Source organism: Streptomyces sp. NPDC054866 (assembly GCF_053610745.1).
Genome location: NZ_JBSGZA010000008.1, coordinates 131,060 through 147,624, shown reverse-complemented (window position 1 = coordinate 147,624; position 16,565 = coordinate 131,060). Strand labels below are relative to the sequence as shown.

At 69.9% G+C, this 16,565-nt stretch carries 16 protein-coding genes; 4 read left to right on the top strand and 12 right to left on the bottom strand.

Annotated features, from left to right (window positions below; genetic code table 11):
- Positions 1–133 precede the first annotated feature (133 nt).
- On the bottom strand, positions 134–1,267 hold the full coding sequence (locus ACWGI2_RS33745; RefSeq protein ID WP_453699593.1) for a pentapeptide repeat-containing protein: 1,134 nt from the start codon (positions 1,265–1,267) through the stop codon (positions 134–136).
- Positions 1,268–1,488: 221 nt separating this feature from the next.
- Between ACWGI2_RS33745 and ACWGI2_RS33740 the strand changes: the two genes are divergently transcribed.
- Together ACWGI2_RS33740 and ACWGI2_RS33735 are read left to right on the top strand one after the other, a co-directional pair.
- Positions 1,489–2,355 (top strand): GNAT family N-acetyltransferase, encoded by an 867-nt coding sequence (locus ACWGI2_RS33740; RefSeq protein WP_453699591.1) that lies wholly within the window; start codon positions 1,489–1,491, stop codon positions 2,353–2,355.
- A 241-nt stretch (positions 2,356–2,596) separates the two neighbouring features.
- On the top strand, positions 2,597–2,809 hold the full coding sequence (locus ACWGI2_RS33735; protein ID WP_453699590.1) for a DUF4287 domain-containing protein: 213 nt from the start codon (positions 2,597–2,599) through the stop codon (positions 2,807–2,809).
- A 7-nt stretch (positions 2,810–2,816) separates the two neighbouring features.
- On the opposite strand, the gene ACWGI2_RS33730 is transcribed toward ACWGI2_RS33735, so the two are convergent.
- Both ACWGI2_RS33730 and ACWGI2_RS33725 read right to left on the bottom strand, forming a co-directional pair.
- On the bottom strand, positions 2,817–4,361 hold the full coding sequence (locus tag ACWGI2_RS33730) for an FAD-dependent oxidoreductase (RefSeq protein ID WP_453699589.1): 1,545 nt from the start codon (positions 4,359–4,361) through the stop codon (positions 2,817–2,819).
- 97 nt (positions 4,362–4,458) lie between these two features.
- Positions 4,459–5,373, bottom strand: coding sequence for an AurF N-oxygenase family protein (locus ACWGI2_RS33725; protein WP_160502701.1), 915 nt, complete (start codon positions 5,371–5,373; stop codon positions 4,459–4,461).
- Positions 5,374–5,649: 276 nt separating this feature from the next.
- Between ACWGI2_RS33725 and ACWGI2_RS33720 the strand changes: the two genes are divergently transcribed.
- The gene (locus ACWGI2_RS33720; RefSeq protein ID WP_453699587.1) at positions 5,650–7,029 is read left to right on the top strand and encodes an alpha-amylase; all 1,380 of its coding nucleotides are present in this window, start codon (positions 5,650–5,652) and stop codon (positions 7,027–7,029) included.
- A 1-nt stretch (position 7,030) separates the two neighbouring features.
- On the opposite strand, the gene ACWGI2_RS33715 is transcribed toward ACWGI2_RS33720, so the two are convergent.
- Positions 7,031–7,459, bottom strand: a complete 429-nt coding sequence (locus ACWGI2_RS33715; protein ID WP_453398490.1) for a nitroreductase/quinone reductase family protein — start codon at positions 7,457–7,459, stop codon at positions 7,031–7,033.
- Between the two features lie 29 nt (positions 7,460–7,488).
- Positions 7,489–8,040, bottom strand: a complete 552-nt coding sequence (locus ACWGI2_RS33710; RefSeq protein WP_453398491.1) for a TetR/AcrR family transcriptional regulator — start codon at positions 8,038–8,040, stop codon at positions 7,489–7,491.
- Between the two features lie 155 nt (positions 8,041–8,195).
- On the opposite strand from ACWGI2_RS33710, the gene ACWGI2_RS33705 reads away from it, so the two are divergent.
- A complete protein-coding gene (locus ACWGI2_RS33705; RefSeq protein ID WP_453699585.1) occupies positions 8,196–8,663 on the top strand; it encodes a nuclear transport factor 2 family protein in 468 nt (155 codons plus the stop codon).
- Here the strand turns inward: ACWGI2_RS33705 and ACWGI2_RS33700 are convergent.
- From ACWGI2_RS33700 to ACWGI2_RS33670, 7 genes are all read right to left on the bottom strand, one after another.
- Complete coding sequence (locus ACWGI2_RS33700) at positions 8,644–9,864, bottom strand: MFS transporter (RefSeq protein WP_453699584.1); 1,221 nt, start codon at positions 9,862–9,864, stop codon at positions 8,644–8,646. The two genes, ACWGI2_RS33705 and ACWGI2_RS33700, sit on opposite strands and share 20 nt — an antisense overlap.
- Positions 9,861–11,087 (bottom strand): ATP-grasp domain-containing protein, encoded by a 1,227-nt coding sequence (locus ACWGI2_RS33695; RefSeq protein WP_453699582.1) that lies wholly within the window; start codon positions 11,085–11,087, stop codon positions 9,861–9,863. Before ACWGI2_RS33695 ends, ACWGI2_RS33700 begins: the two co-directional genes overlap by 4 nt.
- Positions 11,084–12,256: a pyridoxal-phosphate dependent enzyme gene (locus ACWGI2_RS33690; RefSeq protein WP_453699581.1), complete on the bottom strand. Its 1,173-nt coding sequence runs from the start codon at positions 12,254–12,256 to the stop codon at positions 11,084–11,086. The genes ACWGI2_RS33695 and ACWGI2_RS33690 overlap by 4 nt, the downstream gene beginning before the upstream one ends.
- Entirely contained in the window at positions 12,253–13,260 is a 1,008-nt protein-coding gene (locus tag ACWGI2_RS33685) for an ABC transporter substrate-binding protein (protein ID WP_453699580.1), read from the bottom strand. The genes ACWGI2_RS33690 and ACWGI2_RS33685 overlap by 4 nt, the downstream gene beginning before the upstream one ends.
- The gene (locus ACWGI2_RS33680; RefSeq protein WP_453699578.1) at positions 13,257–14,072 is read right to left on the bottom strand and encodes an ABC transporter ATP-binding protein; all 816 of its coding nucleotides are present in this window, start codon (positions 14,070–14,072) and stop codon (positions 13,257–13,259) included. The genes ACWGI2_RS33685 and ACWGI2_RS33680 overlap by 4 nt, the downstream gene beginning before the upstream one ends.
- Positions 14,073–15,200: a FecCD family ABC transporter permease gene (locus tag ACWGI2_RS33675; RefSeq protein WP_453699577.1), complete on the bottom strand. Its 1,128-nt coding sequence runs from the start codon at positions 15,198–15,200 to the stop codon at positions 14,073–14,075. It abuts the gene before it with no gap.
- A 118-nt stretch (positions 15,201–15,318) separates the two neighbouring features.
- Complete coding sequence (locus tag ACWGI2_RS33670) at positions 15,319–16,062, bottom strand: class I SAM-dependent methyltransferase (protein ID WP_453699575.1); 744 nt, start codon at positions 16,060–16,062, stop codon at positions 15,319–15,321.
- Positions 16,063–16,565: the final 503 nt, after the last annotated feature.

Sequence of the window (16,565 nt, the reverse complement as noted above, 5' to 3'; positions counted from 1 at the left end):
GGCGTGTCAGGCAGGCAGTGCGTGTCAAGCAGGCAGTGAACGGAGGCGTTCACTGATCCAAGGCTAAGCCCGGCCGCCCGGGCCCGCCATTCGTTCGCTGGGCGCGGGGACGCGTGGACGCTGGGACTCCGGACTAGTCGGCACCGTTCGATCGGGTCGGGGGTGGAGGAGGCCCGGCGAACAGGTGTGAGGGCAGGATCGTCCGTGAGTCGACTCTGGCGGCGTCGATCTGCTCCTTGAACAGCTCACGGGCGTCGGTGAGGTCCGCTCCCTTCAGGTTGGCCCCCTCGAGCGTCGCGTCTCTCAGGTCGGCCCCGTTGAGTGTGGCGTCGCGCAGGTCTGTGTGCGTGAGCGTCGTCCCCGCCATGAAGGTCCGGGTGAGTGTCGCTCTGACCAGGACGGCACCGGTGAGTGTGGCGCGCCTCATCTTGGCGTTGGTGAGCGTCGCCTCGGTCAGGTTCGCGCCGGTAAGCGTCGCGTCGGTCAGATTGGCCCAAGTGAGAGCCGCCTCGCGCAAGTTGGCGTTGCTGAGCGTCGCTCCCCCCAAGTACGCCTTGGTGAGTGCCGCCTTGAACATCTGGGCGTCGGTGAACGTCGCCCCCTGGAGGTTGGCTCGGGTGAGGGTCGTTCTGATGAGGTCGGCGCCGGTGAGATCGGCTCCTTGGAGGTTGGCGCCGGCCAGGTGAAGTCCGTGGAGGTCGAGGGGCTCGCGCGGATCTACGTGGGTGCGGGACTCCGGGCGGGTCAGGGCAGTGAGTGCGACCTGGATGTCCGCGGCGGGCTCGTCGGGGAGCGGCTCGGCGGGGAGCGGCTCGGCGGGGTCGGGTTCCCCGCTGCTCGAATCGCCGGCCGAGGCCTGGGGCGTGCGCGTACGTGGGGCGCTGTCCCGGAGGAAGTGACTGAGGACGCGGGCGGCATCGGTGGCTTGCTCGGGGGCGTCCTGAACGATCTGCTCCAGGGCGAGGATGCCGCCTATCCGGACGTAGAGCTTGTCGGATCCCAGGCGCTCGAGGGCCTTCGTGAACCGGTCAGTGACCTGCCCACGGTGGTTGAGGCGATAGGTGCGGGCCGTGTAGAGCAGTGCGATTCCGGCGCCGAGGGCGGCGATGCACGCCACCAGTGCGGTACGCAGACCGGTGACCAGGGCAGCCGATCCGGTGCCCTCACCCACCGTCTCCTCGTCGATGTACCGGGAGTCCATGACGTAAGGCGCTTTCCAGACCAGCCAGGGCAGTCCCACGCACAGCCCCGCCGCGGCTGCTGCCACCAGGAGCCAGGCTCCGGCCCGACGTGCTCGGCGTATCCCGCGTGCCCGACTGCGGCGCGCGCTGAGGGTGCTCTTCATGCATCCGTACATGCCCAATGCCGGTGTGGCATGCGCCTAGTGGCGTGCGACTAGTGGCACGCGACCAGGGCGCGTCCTGTCCATCTGACCGGCTGAGCAAAACCAGGTGCGACCGGTCGCCGCGGCGGTGTGAGATGCGGGACATGACGATCGTTTTGAACGAGCCCGGTGTTGACGGGTTGACCGGGGCCGTGGGTGCCCTCCGGGAATGGCAGGACGACCGTACGCCGCTGCAACTCCATCCGGGAGACCTCGGCTGGGCCTGGGCGCTGGGTGCAGAGAAGCTGGCTGCGGAGGTCCGTACCTGGAGCGTGGACGGGCGGATCGTTGCCGTCGGATTCCTGGACGGAACTGATGTGCTGCGCCTGACGACCGCGCCGGATCTGCGACAGGACGGTGAGCTGGCGCGCCAACTCCTTGTGGACCTCGATGATCCGGAGCGCGGGGTCCTGCCGCCCGGGAAGGTCGGCCTGGAACTCCCCAACGGCGCCCTGCTCCGCGAGGTCCTCTTGGAGGCGGGCTGGATTCTGGACGAGCCGTGGACGCCGCTGCGCCGCGACCTCGCCGAGCCGGTGAAGGACTCCGGCCTGCGCATCGAGGTGGCCGGTCCGGAGACGGCGGGGGTGCGGACCGCAGTGCACCGCTCGGCGTTCGGCGGCCAGAAGTTCACCGAGGAGGTCTGGCACGTCCTCGCGGCCGGGCCGGTCTATGCCGACGCCCGCTGTCTGATCGGCTACGACGACCAGGACAACGCGGTGGCCGCGGCGACGGTCTGGTCGGCCGGGCCCGGCAAGCCCGGTCTGCTGGAGCCGATGGGCGTGCACGCCGACCATCGCGGTCACGGCTACGGGACGGCGATCAGCATCGCCGCTGCGGCGGCGCTGCGTGAAATGGGTGCGTCAAGCGCACTCGTCAGCGCGGAGAGCTCGAACACTGCCGCCGTCGCCACCTACAAGGCGGCTGGATACCAGCCGTCGTCCGAACGGCTGGACGTCAGCCGAGCCGCCTGAAAATGATCAGGCGGCGGCGTCGGACAGGCCGCGTCGTGGCGGGATCACCGCCAGGTCATCGACGGGCTCTTGTGGAAGGTACGCACGGATGCGCCGTGGCGGGATCCGCCCCAGTGGCATGCGACTACTCGCACGGACGCGAAGGGGTGTGTGAGCCAGGCCACCTCGGTCGGCCGATTACTTGATCGCTTCCCGCCCGTCTTATGGGCAACAGCACTCCGAAAGACGGGACGGCATCACCATGACCGAAGCCACCAAGGGCCCTGCCAGCTACTTCCCTTCGATCGAGAAGAAGTACGGGCGCCCGATCCCGGAGTGGAAGGACCTCATCCGTTCCTCGCCGCTGACCAAGCACATGGAGCTCGTCGGCTGGCTCAAGACCGAGCACGGCCTGGGCCACGGCCATGCCAACGCCCTGGTCGCGCACACCCTGGCCGAGGCCCGCGCCGAGTGAGCCGCCGCTACCGGCTCAGCCCGGCGCCTCCCTTTCCCTTGCGGCGCCGGGCGAGCCGGTGGAAGGCCTTCGGCGTGCTCCGCGGGGCGGGCAGGGCGCCGGCGACCGCGTCGGCCAAGAGCGTGGTGACGGTCTCGGCGGCGCAGGTGCGATTGGCGCCGATGCCGCCGCTGGGCCCCCGCTTGATCCAGCCCACCACGTAGGTGCCGGTCCTTCCGGTCACCCGGCCGCCGTCGTGCGGGACGGTGCCGGTGCTCTCGTCGAAGGGCAGTCCGGCGACCGGCACCCCGCGGTAGCCGATCGCGCGCAGCACCATGTCCGTCCGTATCGTCCGCTCCCCCGACGCCTCCGCGACGCGCACGCCCTGGACGGCTTCCTCGCCGAGCATCTCCACCGGAGCCGAGTGGAAGCGGAGCACGATGCGCCGCCCCGGAGCGGGTGCTTCCGCCCAGTCGACGCGGTCGCGCGTGACGCCTCGCAGGAGTGCCGCCTTGCCCTTCGGGTCGGTCGCCGGACCGGCCTCGTCGATGGCCTCCGCGGTCCGGGGGTCATGGTCGTCGACGACCATGACCAGGCCCGGGACATGCTGGAGGGCGAGCAGTTCGGACTTGGTGTACGCGGCGTCCTCGGGGCCCCGCCGTCCGAGCAGGACCACCTCGCGCACCTTGCCCGCACGCAGCGACGCGAGGGCGTGGTCGGCGATGTCGGTGCGGGCGAGGCTGTCGGGGTCGGCGAGCAGGATCCGGGCCACGTCGAGGGCGACGTTGCCGTTGCCGACGACGACCACGCGCTCGGCGGACAGGTCGACCGCGTCCTGCGCCGCGTCCGGGTGGCCGTTGTACCAGGCGACGAACGCCCTCGCGGAGATGCTTCCGGGCAGGTCCTCGCCCGGCACGGCCAGCGTGCGGTCGGCCGAGGCGCCCACGGCGTAGATGACCGCGTCGTGGTGTGCGGCCAGCTCCTGCGCGGTGACGTCGGTACCCACGTCGAGCCCGAGGTGCATCCGCACCCTCGGATGCGTGTGGAACCGTGCGAACGTGTCGCCGACCTTCTTGGTGGCGGGGTGATCCGGCGCCACGCCGAAGCGTACGAGGCCGCCGGTCACGGGCAGCCGGTCGATCAGCGTGACTTCGGCACTGGTGTGCAGGAGCAGGTCCTGGACCGCGTACATCCCGGCCGGTCCCGTGCCGACGACGGCGACCTTGAGCGGCGCGAAGTCGGACGGCAGGACGCGCGGGAAGGTCGGCTCGTCCCAGGCGTGGAAGTTCGGCCCGTCCGGGGTGGGTTCGGGCGTCCGGTCCGCGTAGTAGGCCGCGTTGATCGTCGCGTACTCCCGCTGTGCGAGGGGCAGGCTGTCCACCGGGAAGATCGCCTCGACCGGGCAGGCGTCGGCGCAGGCGCCGCAGCCTATGCAGGTCGTCGGATCGATGTGCAGCATCTCCGTGCTGCCGAACGCCCTTTCCTGCGGCGTCGGGTGGATGCAGTTGACCGGGCACACGGCGACGCAGGTGGCGTCGTTGCAGCAGGTCTGGGTGATGGCGTAGGAGGTCATGTCGTCGGCTCGACTCGCTCGGGTCAGGTGAGGCCGGCTCAGGGAGGCCGGCGCAGATCAAGCTGGCTCAGGTCAAGCTGGGTCAGCTCAAGCTGGGTCAGATGAGGTTGGCGCGCTTGTAGAAGGCCAGCGCCGGCTTGGTGAGCAGCCGGGAGGAGGCCAGGAACTCCATCAGGCCCGAACAGCTGGACCGCATCATGGACTTGTGGTGTTCGTTGGCCTTCGCCTCGGCGATGGCACGCTTCTCGTCGAGCCCGGCGTTCGCGTACACCTTGCGGTTCACCATGCTCGTGACGATGACGTACGACGCGATGGCGATGACGAACGCGTTGAGCTGGCGGCGGACCCGGCCCGTCCCGGCCATCCGCTTGGTCGTCTGGTCGCGGGCGAACTTCATGTGCCGCGATTCCTCGACGACATGGATGTTGTTGATCGTGCGGACGAAGGGCACGACGCGCTCGTCGCGCATCCAGTCGCGCTGCATGACGTCGAGCACCTCTTCGGCCACCAGGATCGCGGCATAGGCCGCCTCGCCGAAGGCCAACGTCTTGAACGCGCGGCCCAGTTCGACGGCGAAGCGGTGCGGCCGGTAGGCGGGCGCGCCCAGCTTCTGGGCGCCGCGGGCGAACATGATCGAGTGCCGGCACTCCTCGGCGATCTCGGTGAGCGCCCACTGCACCTCGTCACTGGCCGGGTTCTTCGCGTACACGTCGCGCAGCACCATTTGCTGGAGGATCATCTCGAACCAGATGCCCGTGCTGGCCACCGAGGCGGCTTCCTGCCGCGTGAGCTCCTTGCGCTGGGCTTCGGTGAGCTCCTGCCAGTACGCCGTGCCGTACAGGGAGCTCCATTCCGGGCTCGCGCCGTGGAAGTCCCGGTCGAGCGGCGTGTCCCAGTCCACTTCGGTGGCCGGGTCGTAGGCCGACACGGCGGCCGAGTCGAGCAACCGCCGGGCCACGTCGTCCTCTTCGGGGCGGTCCTGCGAGGTCGGCCGAACAGTGCTGCTTGCCATGCTGCGGCTCCTTGACTCTGATGCGTACGTTCTCTTGTTCGCTCAGGCAACGGACCGGGGCGCCGTCCCGCAACGCGCCGCGGCTCGCTTGTTAGACAGACCGTATAACAAGGGAAGCGGCGATCCTACCCCTGAGTAAGAACTGAATCTGCGCAACTTCTTGCAGCAACTCCCCCGCACGATCTCCCAGTTGTTGAAATTTCTTGCAGAAAGCCTTGACGCGTACATGTGCGGGCGGCAGGCTCCCTCGAAATCCCCCCACGAAGGAGCCGCACCATGCAGCACCGATCCCGCCTCCTTGCCACCACGTCGGCCGGCGTCCTGGCCGCGGCCGGACTCGCGACGTTCGCACCCTGGCAGTCGCAGGCGACGCCGCCCGGCGAGAAGACGGTCACCGCCACCATGTTCGAGCGGCGGTACGCGGACGTGGGCAAGGCCTGCACCGAGCAGCTCGGCCCGTCCGGCTACGGCTACGTCCAGGTGTCGCCCGCCACCGAGCACATACAGGGTGAGCAGTGGTGGACCTCGTACCAGCCCGTCAGTTACAAGATCGCGGGCCGTCTCGGCGACCGTGCCGCCTTCAAGAGCATGGTCGACGCCTGCCACCAGGCGGGCGTCAAGGTCATCGCGGACGCCGTCATCAATCACATGGCGGCAGGCTCGGGGACGGGCACCGGGGGCACGCGGTACGGCAAGTACGAGTATCCCGGCCACTTCCGGGACGCGGACTTCCACACCTGCCGTACGAGCATCAACGACTACACCAACCGTGACAACGTCCAGAACTGCGAACTGGTGGGCCTTGCGGACCTGGACACGGGCAGCGACGCGGTGCGCGGCACCATCGCCGCCTACCTCGACGACCTGCGGTCCCTGGGCGTGGACGGCTTCCGCATCGATGCCGCGAAGCACATGTCCGCCGACGACGTCGCCGCCATCAAGGGCAAGATGGGCGACCCCGGGTTCTGGGTCTCGGAGGTGATCCACGGGGGCGGCGAGGCCGTCCAGCCCGACGAGTACACCGGCATCGGGGACGTCGACGAGTTCCGCTACGGCGGGCACCTCAAGAGCGCCTTCCAGGGCGGGAACATCGCACAGCTGAAGTCGGTCGCGGACGGCAAACTGGGCAGCGGCTCGGCGCGTACGTTCGTCGACAACTGGGACACAGAGCGCAATGGCTCGACGCTCACCTACAAGGACGGCGCGACCTACGCCCTGGCCAACGTCTTCATGCTCGCGTCCCCCTACGGCTCACCGAACGTGTACTCCGGCTACGAGTGGTCCGAGAAGGACGCGGGCCCGCCGAGCGGCGCGGACGGCTGGACGAACACGCACGCCCAGCAGGCGATCACCGGCCTGGTCGGGTTCCGCAACGAGGTGGGCGCCGCCGAGCTGACCGACTGGTGGGACAACGGCGGCAGCGCCCTCGCCTTCGGCCGCGGCGACAAGGGCTTCGTAGCTCTCAACAACGGCGACGGCGAGCTGGCCCGGACGTTCGCGACGTCCCTGCCCGGCGGCACGTACTGCAATGTCGCCAAGGCATCCCCGGACAACTGCGAGGGCAACACGATCACTGTCGGGGACGACGGAAAGATTGAGACCACCCTGCCCGCCCGCAGCGCCCTGGCCCTGCATGTCGGCGCGAAGACCGGCTGACCTAGACCAGCCGGAACACCGGATGACGTACCGACTCGGCGGCGAACTCCTCGTCCGTCGAGTCGCCCGTCACGTCGAAGTAGGGGCGGGTGACGGGCACTTCGCGCCAGTACTGGCGCAGAACGGGGACGCTCTCCTCGGGGCCGAGCTCGACCACGCGCACGGTCTGCGACTTGCCGCCCCTGCTGAGGTCGATCTGCCCGGCCGCGCGGGCGTTGCGTACCCAGTTGCTCACCCCGTAGGCGCCGACGACCCAGCGCTCGCCGCCGGCCGACATCACGTCGACCGGGGTGGAGAACAGGCGGCCCGACTTCCTGCCGCGCACGGTCAGGATGTACCGGTAGCCCTTTCCGATCCCGAACCGGGTCATCGTCCGGAACACGCCGTTGATCAGACGCGTGCCGAACCCGACGCGATACGTCTTCGCCATCAGCCTTCTTCCTGTTCTGCGACCGGCGGTTACCGCGCGGCCAGCAACTGAGCCGCGCCCTGCCGGGCTTGGCGCGCCGGTTCGGGTGAGCCCGAAATGGCGGCCGCGGTCATGGCCCCCTCCGCGAGCAGGACCAACGGGCCGACAGTCTGCCCCGATTCGCCCGCGGCGGCCACAAGTCCGGCCATGTAGTCGTGGAAGGCGCTCTTGTGTGCCCGGACGGTGTCGGCCACCGCCTGGTCCACGGCACCGAGTTCGCCGAAGGAATTGATGAAGGCGCAGCCCCGGAAGTCCGGCTCGGAGAACCACTCGTAGAGCCAGTCGTAGACCGCGAGGACACGCTCCGTCCCTCCAGGACGTGCGTCGGCGTACTCGGCGAGTCGTGCCCGCCAGTGGCCGTCCCGGCGTTCGAGCCAGGCGCGGACCAGCTCCGACTTCGAGGGAAAGACCTGGTAGAGGCGCTTGAGCGAGACGCCGGATGCCGCACGCACCTGGTCCATGCCCACGGCCTGGATGCCACGTTCGTAGAAGAGCTCGTCTGCGGCGTCGAGCAGTCTGACTTCCGCTTCGGCGCGATCCATGAAAGCTCCCGACAGGGGTGAGAACGTACGTTCTCCCAGGCTACTACGGGGCCAGGCACCGTTGCACCATTGCGCGAGAACGACCGTTCTCCTATCGTGGTCGACCTCAACGGAGAACGACCGTTCTCCCCGCTGTCGTACTTGAGGAGCCAGCCATGACCACCCGACCCCCAGTCCCGCCCTTCACCCAAGAAACCGCAGCCGAGAAGGTCCGCCTCGCCGAGGACGGCTGGAACTCCCGCGATCCCGAGAAGGTGGCCCTCGCCTACAGCGAGGACTCCCGCTGGCGGAACCGCGCGGAGTTCGTCACGGGGCGCGACGCCATCGTCGCCTTCCTCTCGCGCAAGTGGGCCCGGGAGCTCGACTACCGCCTCATCAAGGAACTGTGGGCGCACGACGGCAACCGCATCGCGGTGCGCTTCGCCTACGAATGGCATGACGACTCCGGCCACTGGTACCGCTCGTACGGCAACGAGAACTGGGAGTTCGACGACGACGGCCTGATGCGTGTCCGGCACGCGTGCATCAACGACCTGCCCATCCAGGAGTCCGACCGCAAGTACCACTGGCCGCTCGGCCGCCGCCCCGACGACCACCCCGGCCTCAGCGACCTGGGCCTGTGACAGTGGCCCAGCGCCTCAGGAGCAGCGGAAGCAACGCGCACTGTACGGCGACCGCGGCCCAGAACAGACCGGCGCCGCCTGTGCGTTCGGCCAGCTGGTAGCCCTCGCCTCCGGCGATGCCGCTGGCGAAGGCGCCGATGCCGGCCGCGAGCCGCTGGTGGCCGAACACGACCGCCGGTGCGCGGGGCGACCGGGCGAGGGCTTCGAGGTCGTTCTTGAAGAAGAGGACGATCTCACCGAGGCAGACGAGCAGGGCTCCGGCCAGAATCGCGGCACGGTTGCCGATGGCGAGCGTGGACATCCCCGCGGCCATCGCGCCGAAGCCGAACCACAGGGCGCGGACGTAGGGCAGGCGCGCGATCCAGTCCGAGAGGAGGGGTTGCGCGACGACGAGCAGAAGGGCGTAGAGCGCGAGGACCAGGCCGTAGTACGTCGTCGATGTGCGGGGCACCGCGTACAGCGCAAGGTAGTGCTGGAAGAACATGAAGACGTACAGGCTCAGCACGGTGGTCGCGAAGGGCAGCACTGCGAACCCGGAGAACACCCTTCCCCGGTGCGGAGGTTGACCCTGACCGGCGGCCCCGGTGGTCTGCCCGTCGTCGGGGCCCTCCGTGGGCAGCAGGGCATGGCCCGCGGTGATCGCCGCGAACAGCGCGGTCACCGCGGTGAAGAGTCCGGCCGATGCGCTGAGGACGATGGGCGCCGCCGCCAGCGGTCCCAAGGCGATGCCCGCGTTCAGGGCCGAGCTGCTCGTGGACAACAGCAGGGGGCGCTGCTCATCATCGGCCTCGTGTATCAAGTAGGCCTTGTTCGCGGGCAGATAGAGCGCGGCGCCGACGGACACCAGGAAGAGGGCGAAGACGGCGGCGGCCGGATGGCGCAGGCCCGGCAGGAAGCAGGCGAAGCCCGCCGTGCGGATCACCAGGGCGAGCAGCATCGTGCGTCGAAGGCCGATGCGCTCGGAGACCGCGCCGCCCACCACGCCGCCCGAGAACTGCACCAGCGAGGCGACGGCGAGCACGACGCCGACCGTGCCGAGCCCCATGCCGAGCCGCTCGTGGAGGAGCACCGACATGAAGGGCAGGACGGCGAAGCTGCCCAGCGGGATCAGGAACGATCCGGCAAGGAGGAAGCGTTGCGGCCCGGTGAGCCGCGCGAGGCCGGTTCGCAGGCGCCCGCGCGGCTTCCCAAGGAGTGTCACTCCGGGGCGTCGGCGGCGACGAGCGAGCGTATGCTCCCGGCCGCGCTCAGCGCACGGTGCAGGGCGAGTTCGGCGGTCGCGCCCTCGGCAAGGACGATCCCGGTGCAGCCGCGCTGATCGCTCACGTGCTCCAGGCGGTCGCCGGGGGCCGCGGTCGGGTACCACTCGGGCGAGCCGGGGAAGGCGGAGAGGCCGTCCACGCCGGTCCATCCGGTGAGGGTGCCCGGCCGGTCGGGGTAGACGAGGACGAATCCCGTGGCGGGGCCCGTGGCCGCCGGTGCGTCGAGCAGGGCGGGGCGCAGGCCGAGCGCCACGGCGACCATCGCGTCGTACACGTTGGTGCGCAGGGCGCGGCACAGTGCCTCGCCGACGAGCGCGCCGCCGATGCGCCGGTTGATCTCGACGAGCTCCGGTCCTTCGGCGGTGAGGACGAACTCGACGTGTGCGAAGCCCGCGTCGTGTCCCGCCGTCTCCAGGACGCGCCCCACCCACTCCTCGATCAGGGCGAAGTCAGGTTCCGGCAGGGCCACCGGGAAGGCCGCGGCCTCCTCGCGGACGGACGGCTCGGGAGACATCTGGCGGCTGAGCACGCCCAGGAGCTTCGTCTCGCCCGCCCAGCTGAGCGTCTCCGCGCTGTAGACGGGGCCGGCGAAGAAGGGCTCCGCGAACAGCCCCCCGGAGAAGGGACGCCCGGCAGCTTCGCGGAGAGCGGCGTGCAGTTGCCGCTCGTCGCGGACCAGCCAGACGTTACGGGAGGAGGTGCCCGCCGAGTCCTTGAGGACCACCGGCAGGCCGATCTGCCGGAGCACCTCGTCGGCCGCCGCGGGCTCGGCCGGGATCGTGAGGGCGGGGCCGCGGCTCAGGTTCTGTTCGTGCAGGAGGTTGCGCACCCGGGACTTGTCCCGCAGGAGGCGGACCGCGGCCGGGTCGGGCCCCGGCAGGCCGAGCTGGGCGGCCAGGTCCGCGCCCGGCACGCTCCAGGTGTCGGTCGAGTTGATGAGCCCCTTCAGGCCGGGCACCGCTGCCAAGGCCGTGGCGGACGCGGCCGCGTCGTGGGTGTCGACGTCCACGATGTCGAGCGCGCCCGGTGCGATGCGGTCCAGTTCGTGCCGGTAGACGGCTCGGTTGCCGGTGAGCAGGCAGAGCCGGTGCCCGGCGGCGTCGGCCGCCTCCACAAGCCGTCCGAGGCCGAAGGTGAGTGCTTCCAGGGCGGCGATGGTCACGATGCCTTCCCCTCCATCTCGTGCTGCTCGTGCTTCTGGTGCTGCTCGTGGTTCTGCTGTGTCTCGTACCTCTGGTGCTTCTGGTGCGTCTCGTGTTTCTTCGTGTGTACGTCGTAGCTGCGCCGGTTCCACTCCATCGCCGACCACGGCAGCGCGAGGTCGGTCAGGTCCGTGATCTGGTGCGGCTTGAGGGTGCGGGGGTCGAGGGCCTCCTGATGGCGGGCGAAGACCCGCTCGGTGTAGCGGTGTCCCGTGTCGGCGCCGATCACCAGGTGCATCCGGTCCGGGTTGCGTGCCGCCTCCCAGCCCGCGACGAGGTGGGCCGCCCCGGTGGACAGACCGGCGAACACCGCGTGGGCGCGCAGCAGATCGACGGCTCCCGCCATGGCGTGCCGGAAGTCCACCCAGTGGAGGGTGTCGTACAGATCGTGGCGGACGTTGTCGAAGGGGATCGAGCTGCCGATCCCGGCGATGATCGCCTCGGGATCACTGAAGTCCTCGCTGCCGAACGTGACGCTGCCGAACGGCTGCAGCCCCAACAGCCGCACCTCGCACCCGCGTTGGCGCAGCGGCTGGACGAGCCCTCCGGTGGAGGCGCCGGTGCCGACGGCGCCGACCACGGTCAGCGGGGCGTCGGGCAGCGCGGCGTCGACCAGGTCCGCGAACTCCTCGTAGCCCGCGTAGTGGACGCCGTCGTGGTACTGGCGCATCCAGTGCAGATCGGTGCGCTCGCCGAGCAGTTGGCGTACGCGGCGCACCCGCCTCTCCTGGTCGAGCCGCAGGCTGTCGGAGGGTGGCATCTGGTCCACCGTGGCGCCGAGGATCTCCAACTGGGCCCGCATCGCGGCGTCGACGGTGGTGGAGGCCACGATGTGGCAGCCGAGCCCGTAGCGGTGGCAGGCCATGGCGAGGGCGAGCGCGTAGATGCCGCTGGAGCTGTCGACGAGGGTCTGGCCCGGCCGCACGGTGCCGCGTTCGAGGAGGGTGCGGACGGCGCCGAGCGCCGCGTACACCTTCATCGTCTCGAAGCGCGCGAGGACGATGTTGTCGGAGAGCCGCAGCAGGTCGGGGGCTTTCATCGCGTCGGTGATGTGCCCGTGGACGGTGGCCGCGGGGGCGGCAGGAGCGGCGGGGGCGGCGGGGGCCGCTGCCGCGCGCAAGGGGGTCATCGGCCCACCGACCGGAGGTAGCCGCCCAGGCGCTCCGCGCCCTTGACGTTGCGCGGGCCGCTCACGGCATCGCCGTACGACATGACGAAGAAGCGGCTCTCCTTCACGGCCGGGACCGACTTCAGGCTGTCGAGCGACTTCAGGTAGGCGATCTTCTCCTTGGCCGGCTGGTCGGCGTAGTCGATGATGACGATGACCTCCGGCTTCGCCTTGATCACGGGCTCCCAGCCCACCGTCGTCCAGCCCTTGTCCAGGCCGTCGAAGACGTTCGTGCCGCCTGCGGCCTTGATGATGTCGTTCGGTGCGGCATGGCGCCCGGCGGTGAAGGGCTGGTCGGTGCCGGAGTCGTAGACGAAGACCTTGGCGGGGTCTCCCTTGGCGGGCCAGGTCTTCTTCAGGGCGGTGACACGTTCCTTGAGGTCGGTCACGACCTTCTCGGCGCGCTTCTCCACGCCGAAGATCCGGCCGAGGTTGTCCAGATCCGTGTAGAGCGCCTCGAGCGGCGTGACGTCGACGCTCTTGTCGCCGTAGTCCCAGCACGTCTCGGTGTGCAGATAGCTGGCGGCCCCGACCTTCTCCAGGAGGGCGGGCGTGATGCCACGCTCCTCGCTGAAGCCCGAGTTCCACCCGGCGAAGACGAAGTCGGCCTTGGCGTCGGCCACGATCTCGCGGGTGATGCGCTCGTTGCCGAGGCGCTCCACGTCGGCGTAGTCCTTGCGCCAGGGCGAGCCCTTGATGGAGGGATCGCCGAGCTTGTTCATGACGTAGCCGCGCATCCGGTCGGCGAGGCCGAGGGAGAACATCTTCTCGGCGCCACTGACGTCGTAGGCCACCGGACGCTTGGGACGGGTGTACGTGACGTCCATGCCGCAGTTGGAGACGGTGACCGTCTCTGCCTTGCTCTTCGCCGTCGGCTCGACCTCGGCGCCGCAGCCGGTGGTCAGGAGCCCGGTCGTGAGCAGCACGGCGGCTGCCAGTGCGCGGGGCAGCGGTGGTCGGATCATGAGTGGGGTCCTTCTGACAGGGCGTCGGCGGGTGCCGGGGAGCCGGTGGGGGCGAGGTCGTAGACGAGTTGGGGCGTCCCGGTGCGGGGGTGGTGCACGACGGTGGCGTCGACGCCGAACACCTTGCGGATCAGCTCAGGGTTGAGGACTTCCGCCGGGCTGCCCGTGGCGACCAGGGAACCTGCGCTCAGGACGGCGATGCTGTCGCACGCTGCGGCCGCCAGATTGAGGTCGTGCAGGGCCGTGAGCACGGTGAGGCCCGATCCGCGCAGGAAGGAGAGGAGCTCCACCTGGTGGCGGATGTCCAGGTGGTTGGTCGGCTCGTCGAGGACCAGGACGCGCGGTTCCTGGACGAGGGCGCGCGCCACGAGCACGCGCTGGCGCTCGCCGCCGGAGAGAGTGAGCACGCTGCGGTCCGCGAGATGGGTGACGTCGAGGCGGTCCATCGCCTCTCGGCACAGGGCGCGTTCGCGTGCGGTGAGGGGCTGGTTGCCGCGTGCGTGCGGGGCGCGGCCGAGAGCCACGACTTCCCCCACCGTGAAGTCGAGTTCGGTGTGGCTCTCCTGGGTGAGCGCGGCGATCGACCGGGCACTGTCGCGCAGCTTGAGCGTTGTCAGGTCGGCACCGTCCAGGAGTACGGCTCCGGACGTCGGCTTCAGCGCCCGGTAGACGCAGCGCAGCGCGGTGGACTTGCCGCTGCCGTTCGGGCCGACGAGCCCGACGATCCGCCCTGCCGCCACCTCGATGTTCAGCCGGTCGACCAGAGCACGCCCAGCCGCCTCGACCGAGAGCTCCCGCAGTACGAGGGTCATCTACCGCCCTCCGAACAGATAGCCGCGGCGCCGCATCAGGACGACGAACACCGGTACGCCGATGAGCGCGGTGATGACCCCGAGCGGCAGTTCCTCGGGGGCGAAGGCGGTACGGGCGACGAGATCGACCCAGACCAGGAAGCAGGCCCCGGCGAGCGGAGCGACGGCAAGGACGCGGCGGTGCGTCGAGCCGACGAGGATACGCACGACGTGCGGCAGGACGAGCCCGACGAAGCCGATCGCGCCGCTGACCGCGACGATCAGGCCGGTGACCGCCGCCGTGAGGAGGAAGAGACGGCGCCGCAGCGCCTCCGCGTCCACGCCCAGGCTGGCCGCGGTCTCGTCCCCCAGCGAGAGGACGTCGAGGGAGCGGCTCTGGCGCAGCAGCACCACGACCGTCACCAGTACGGCACCGGCCGCGAGCGGCAGCGATTCCCAGGACGCCGAGCCGAGACTGCCGAGCAGCCAGAACAGCACGGTGCGCGCGGCCTGGCCGTTCGGGGAGAGGAAGACGAGCACGCTCATCAGCGCCTGGAACCCGTAGGCAAGCGCGACGCCCGTGAGGACAAGCCGCAAGGGCGTCAGGCCGAGCGGCCCGCGCGCGGCCAGGTACACGAGGACGGTGGCGCCGAGCGCGCCGAGGAACGCGGCGGCGGACAACGCGTAGACGCCAAGACTGGCGAAGACCCCGAACACCACGACCGCGGTGGCCCCGACGGAGGCACCGGATGAGATGCCGAGGACGAACGGGTCCGCGAGGGCGTTGCGCACCAGCGCCTGGATGGCGACGCCGACGACCGAGAGCCCCGCCCCGACCACGGCGGCGAGCAGTACCCGTGGGGTGCGCACGTGCCAGACGATGGAGTAGCCGGTCACGTCATCGGCCCCGATGCTGCCCCCGGTGAGGGCGGCGGTCAGGAACCGCACGACGTCCCCGAGCGGCACGACGGTCGGCCCGAGGGCGATCCCGGCAAGGACGGAGACGACCAGCGTCGCGGAGAGCACGGTCAGCGTGGTCACGAGCCGCCCACGGCCGGCCTTGCCAACCGTCGGCTCGTGGAGGTCTGCTTCCGGGGAGGCAGCCCCAGGCGACGCCTCTGTCGTGGCATCGGATGTGGCCTCGGTCATGAAGTCCCTTCACCCATCGGACAGTTCGAAGCGGTGTGGCCGCCTCTGCGTGGGCGGCACGATCCAGTAGTCGGCGGTCGATGCCGCCGAGTTCCCGGAGATTCACGAACTGCCCCGCTCACCGGCCGGGCTTGGTGCCTCTCACGATGAGGCGCCGCGAGTGATGGTCGTAGGCCTCACCGTCGAAGCCGCCAAAACACTCCACGCCGGTGAACCCGGCGTCCTCGAAGAGGGTGCGGAGTTCGGCCGCGCTGTAGAGGAAGGAGGTGATGGATGCCTCGCGCGCAATGCCGTCACGCACGAGCGTCCAGTCGGTCCGCAGCCGGGTCCAGCTGTCCAGGACGGTGTCGCGCTGCACCACGTACGCGCCGTCGAGTTCGACGATCTGCGGGCGGCCGATCCACCCGGCAAGCACTTCCTTGCCCATCACGTCGATGAACAGCTGCCCGCCGGGCACCAGCGAGTCGTACGCGTTGCGCAGCACTTGGACGTTGTCCTGCGGGTCGTCGAAGTAGCCGAAGGAGGTGAAGACGTTGAGCACCACGTCGTACGCGTCCGGCTCGACGTGGGTGAGCATGTCGGCCCGGATCAGGCGGACATCGACCCCGTCGTCCTCGCACACGGCCTGTGCCCGCTTGAGGAGCTCCGCGCTGAGGTCGACACCCGTGACCGTGTAGCCACGGCGCACCAGCGGCACGAGGTAGAGGCCGGGCCCGCAGCACAGGTCGAGCACGCGGCTACCCGCCGGGAATTGGAGCAGCGGCGAGCGCGCGACGACGTCCGCCGTCTCCGCCCGCCGCCGCTCGGAGAACATCGTCTCGGAGAAGTCGGACCAGAACCCGTCGTCCTCGTACCAGTGCATGCTGCCGCAACCTCGATCCAGTGAGCTGTTCCGGCCCGTACGCCGCGGCTGCGTGGGCGGCGCGGCGTACGGGACTTGCGCACCAGTGGTCGGCTGCGGGGGGCGTCTGGTTCCCGTTCAGTTCCCGGCGTTCAGGGGGATGCCGATCCGGAGGAAGGCCTGGAGGAACGGTGCAGGCGGGATGACGGGCGGCACGACGTGAGGACCGAAGTGGGCTATGAGTAGGCCAAGTTGGGGCGAGACGAACAGGCGCTGGCCGTGGATTTCTCTGGCCACGTAAGAGCCGTAGGGATCGAGTTCGCCTCCAAGCGCGCCACGGGCGCATGATTACCCGCGACCTTCCAGGGAAGATCTCGCGTGCATCTCAGCGAGTCGGAGGGGCTACTCATGAGCGGTACGTCACAGTCGCGTAATGACAGGACAGAGCCAGGGCCGCCGCCCGAGCGCGGCTCCGACGATCCCCCTGATCCCCTCGCCTCGCTACTGGCCAAGGTCGACAAGGG

Coding starts and splice junctions, on each gene's coding strand:
- ACWGI2_RS33680 (WP_453699578.1), bottom strand. CDS start 14,072: ATGACCCTCGTACTGCGGGAGCTCTCGGTCGAGGCGGCTGGGCGTGCT.
- ACWGI2_RS33685 (WP_453699580.1), bottom strand. CDS start 13,260: ATGATCCGACCACCGCTGCCCCGCGCACTGGCAGCCGCCGTGCTGCTC.
- ACWGI2_RS33735 (WP_453699590.1), top strand. CDS start 2,597: ATGACCGAAGCCACCAAGGGCCCTGCCAGCTACTTCCCTTCGATCGAG.
- ACWGI2_RS33710 (WP_453398491.1), bottom strand. CDS start 8,040: ATGGATCGCGCCGAAGCGGAAGTCAGACTGCTCGACGCCGCAGACGAG.
- ACWGI2_RS33740 (WP_453699591.1), top strand. CDS start 1,489: ATGACGATCGTTTTGAACGAGCCCGGTGTTGACGGGTTGACCGGGGCC.
- ACWGI2_RS33705 (WP_453699585.1), top strand. CDS start 8,196: ATGACCACCCGACCCCCAGTCCCGCCCTTCACCCAAGAAACCGCAGCC.
- ACWGI2_RS33715 (WP_453398490.1), bottom strand. CDS start 7,459: ATGGCGAAGACGTATCGCGTCGGGTTCGGCACGCGTCTGATCAACGGC.
- ACWGI2_RS33725 (WP_160502701.1), bottom strand. CDS start 5,373: ATGGCAAGCAGCACTGTTCGGCCGACCTCGCAGGACCGCCCCGAAGAG.
- ACWGI2_RS33675 (WP_453699577.1), bottom strand. CDS start 15,200: ATGACCGAGGCCACATCCGATGCCACGACAGAGGCGTCGCCTGGGGCT.
- ACWGI2_RS33720 (WP_453699587.1), top strand. CDS start 5,650: ATGCAGCACCGATCCCGCCTCCTTGCCACCACGTCGGCCGGCGTCCTG.
- ACWGI2_RS33730 (WP_453699589.1), bottom strand. CDS start 4,361: ATGACCTCCTACGCCATCACCCAGACCTGCTGCAACGACGCCACCTGC.
- ACWGI2_RS33690 (WP_453699581.1), bottom strand. CDS start 12,256: ATGACCCCCTTGCGCGCGGCAGCGGCCCCCGCCGCCCCCGCCGCTCCT.
- ACWGI2_RS33670 (WP_453699575.1), bottom strand. CDS start 16,062: ATGCACTGGTACGAGGACGACGGGTTCTGGTCCGACTTCTCCGAGACG.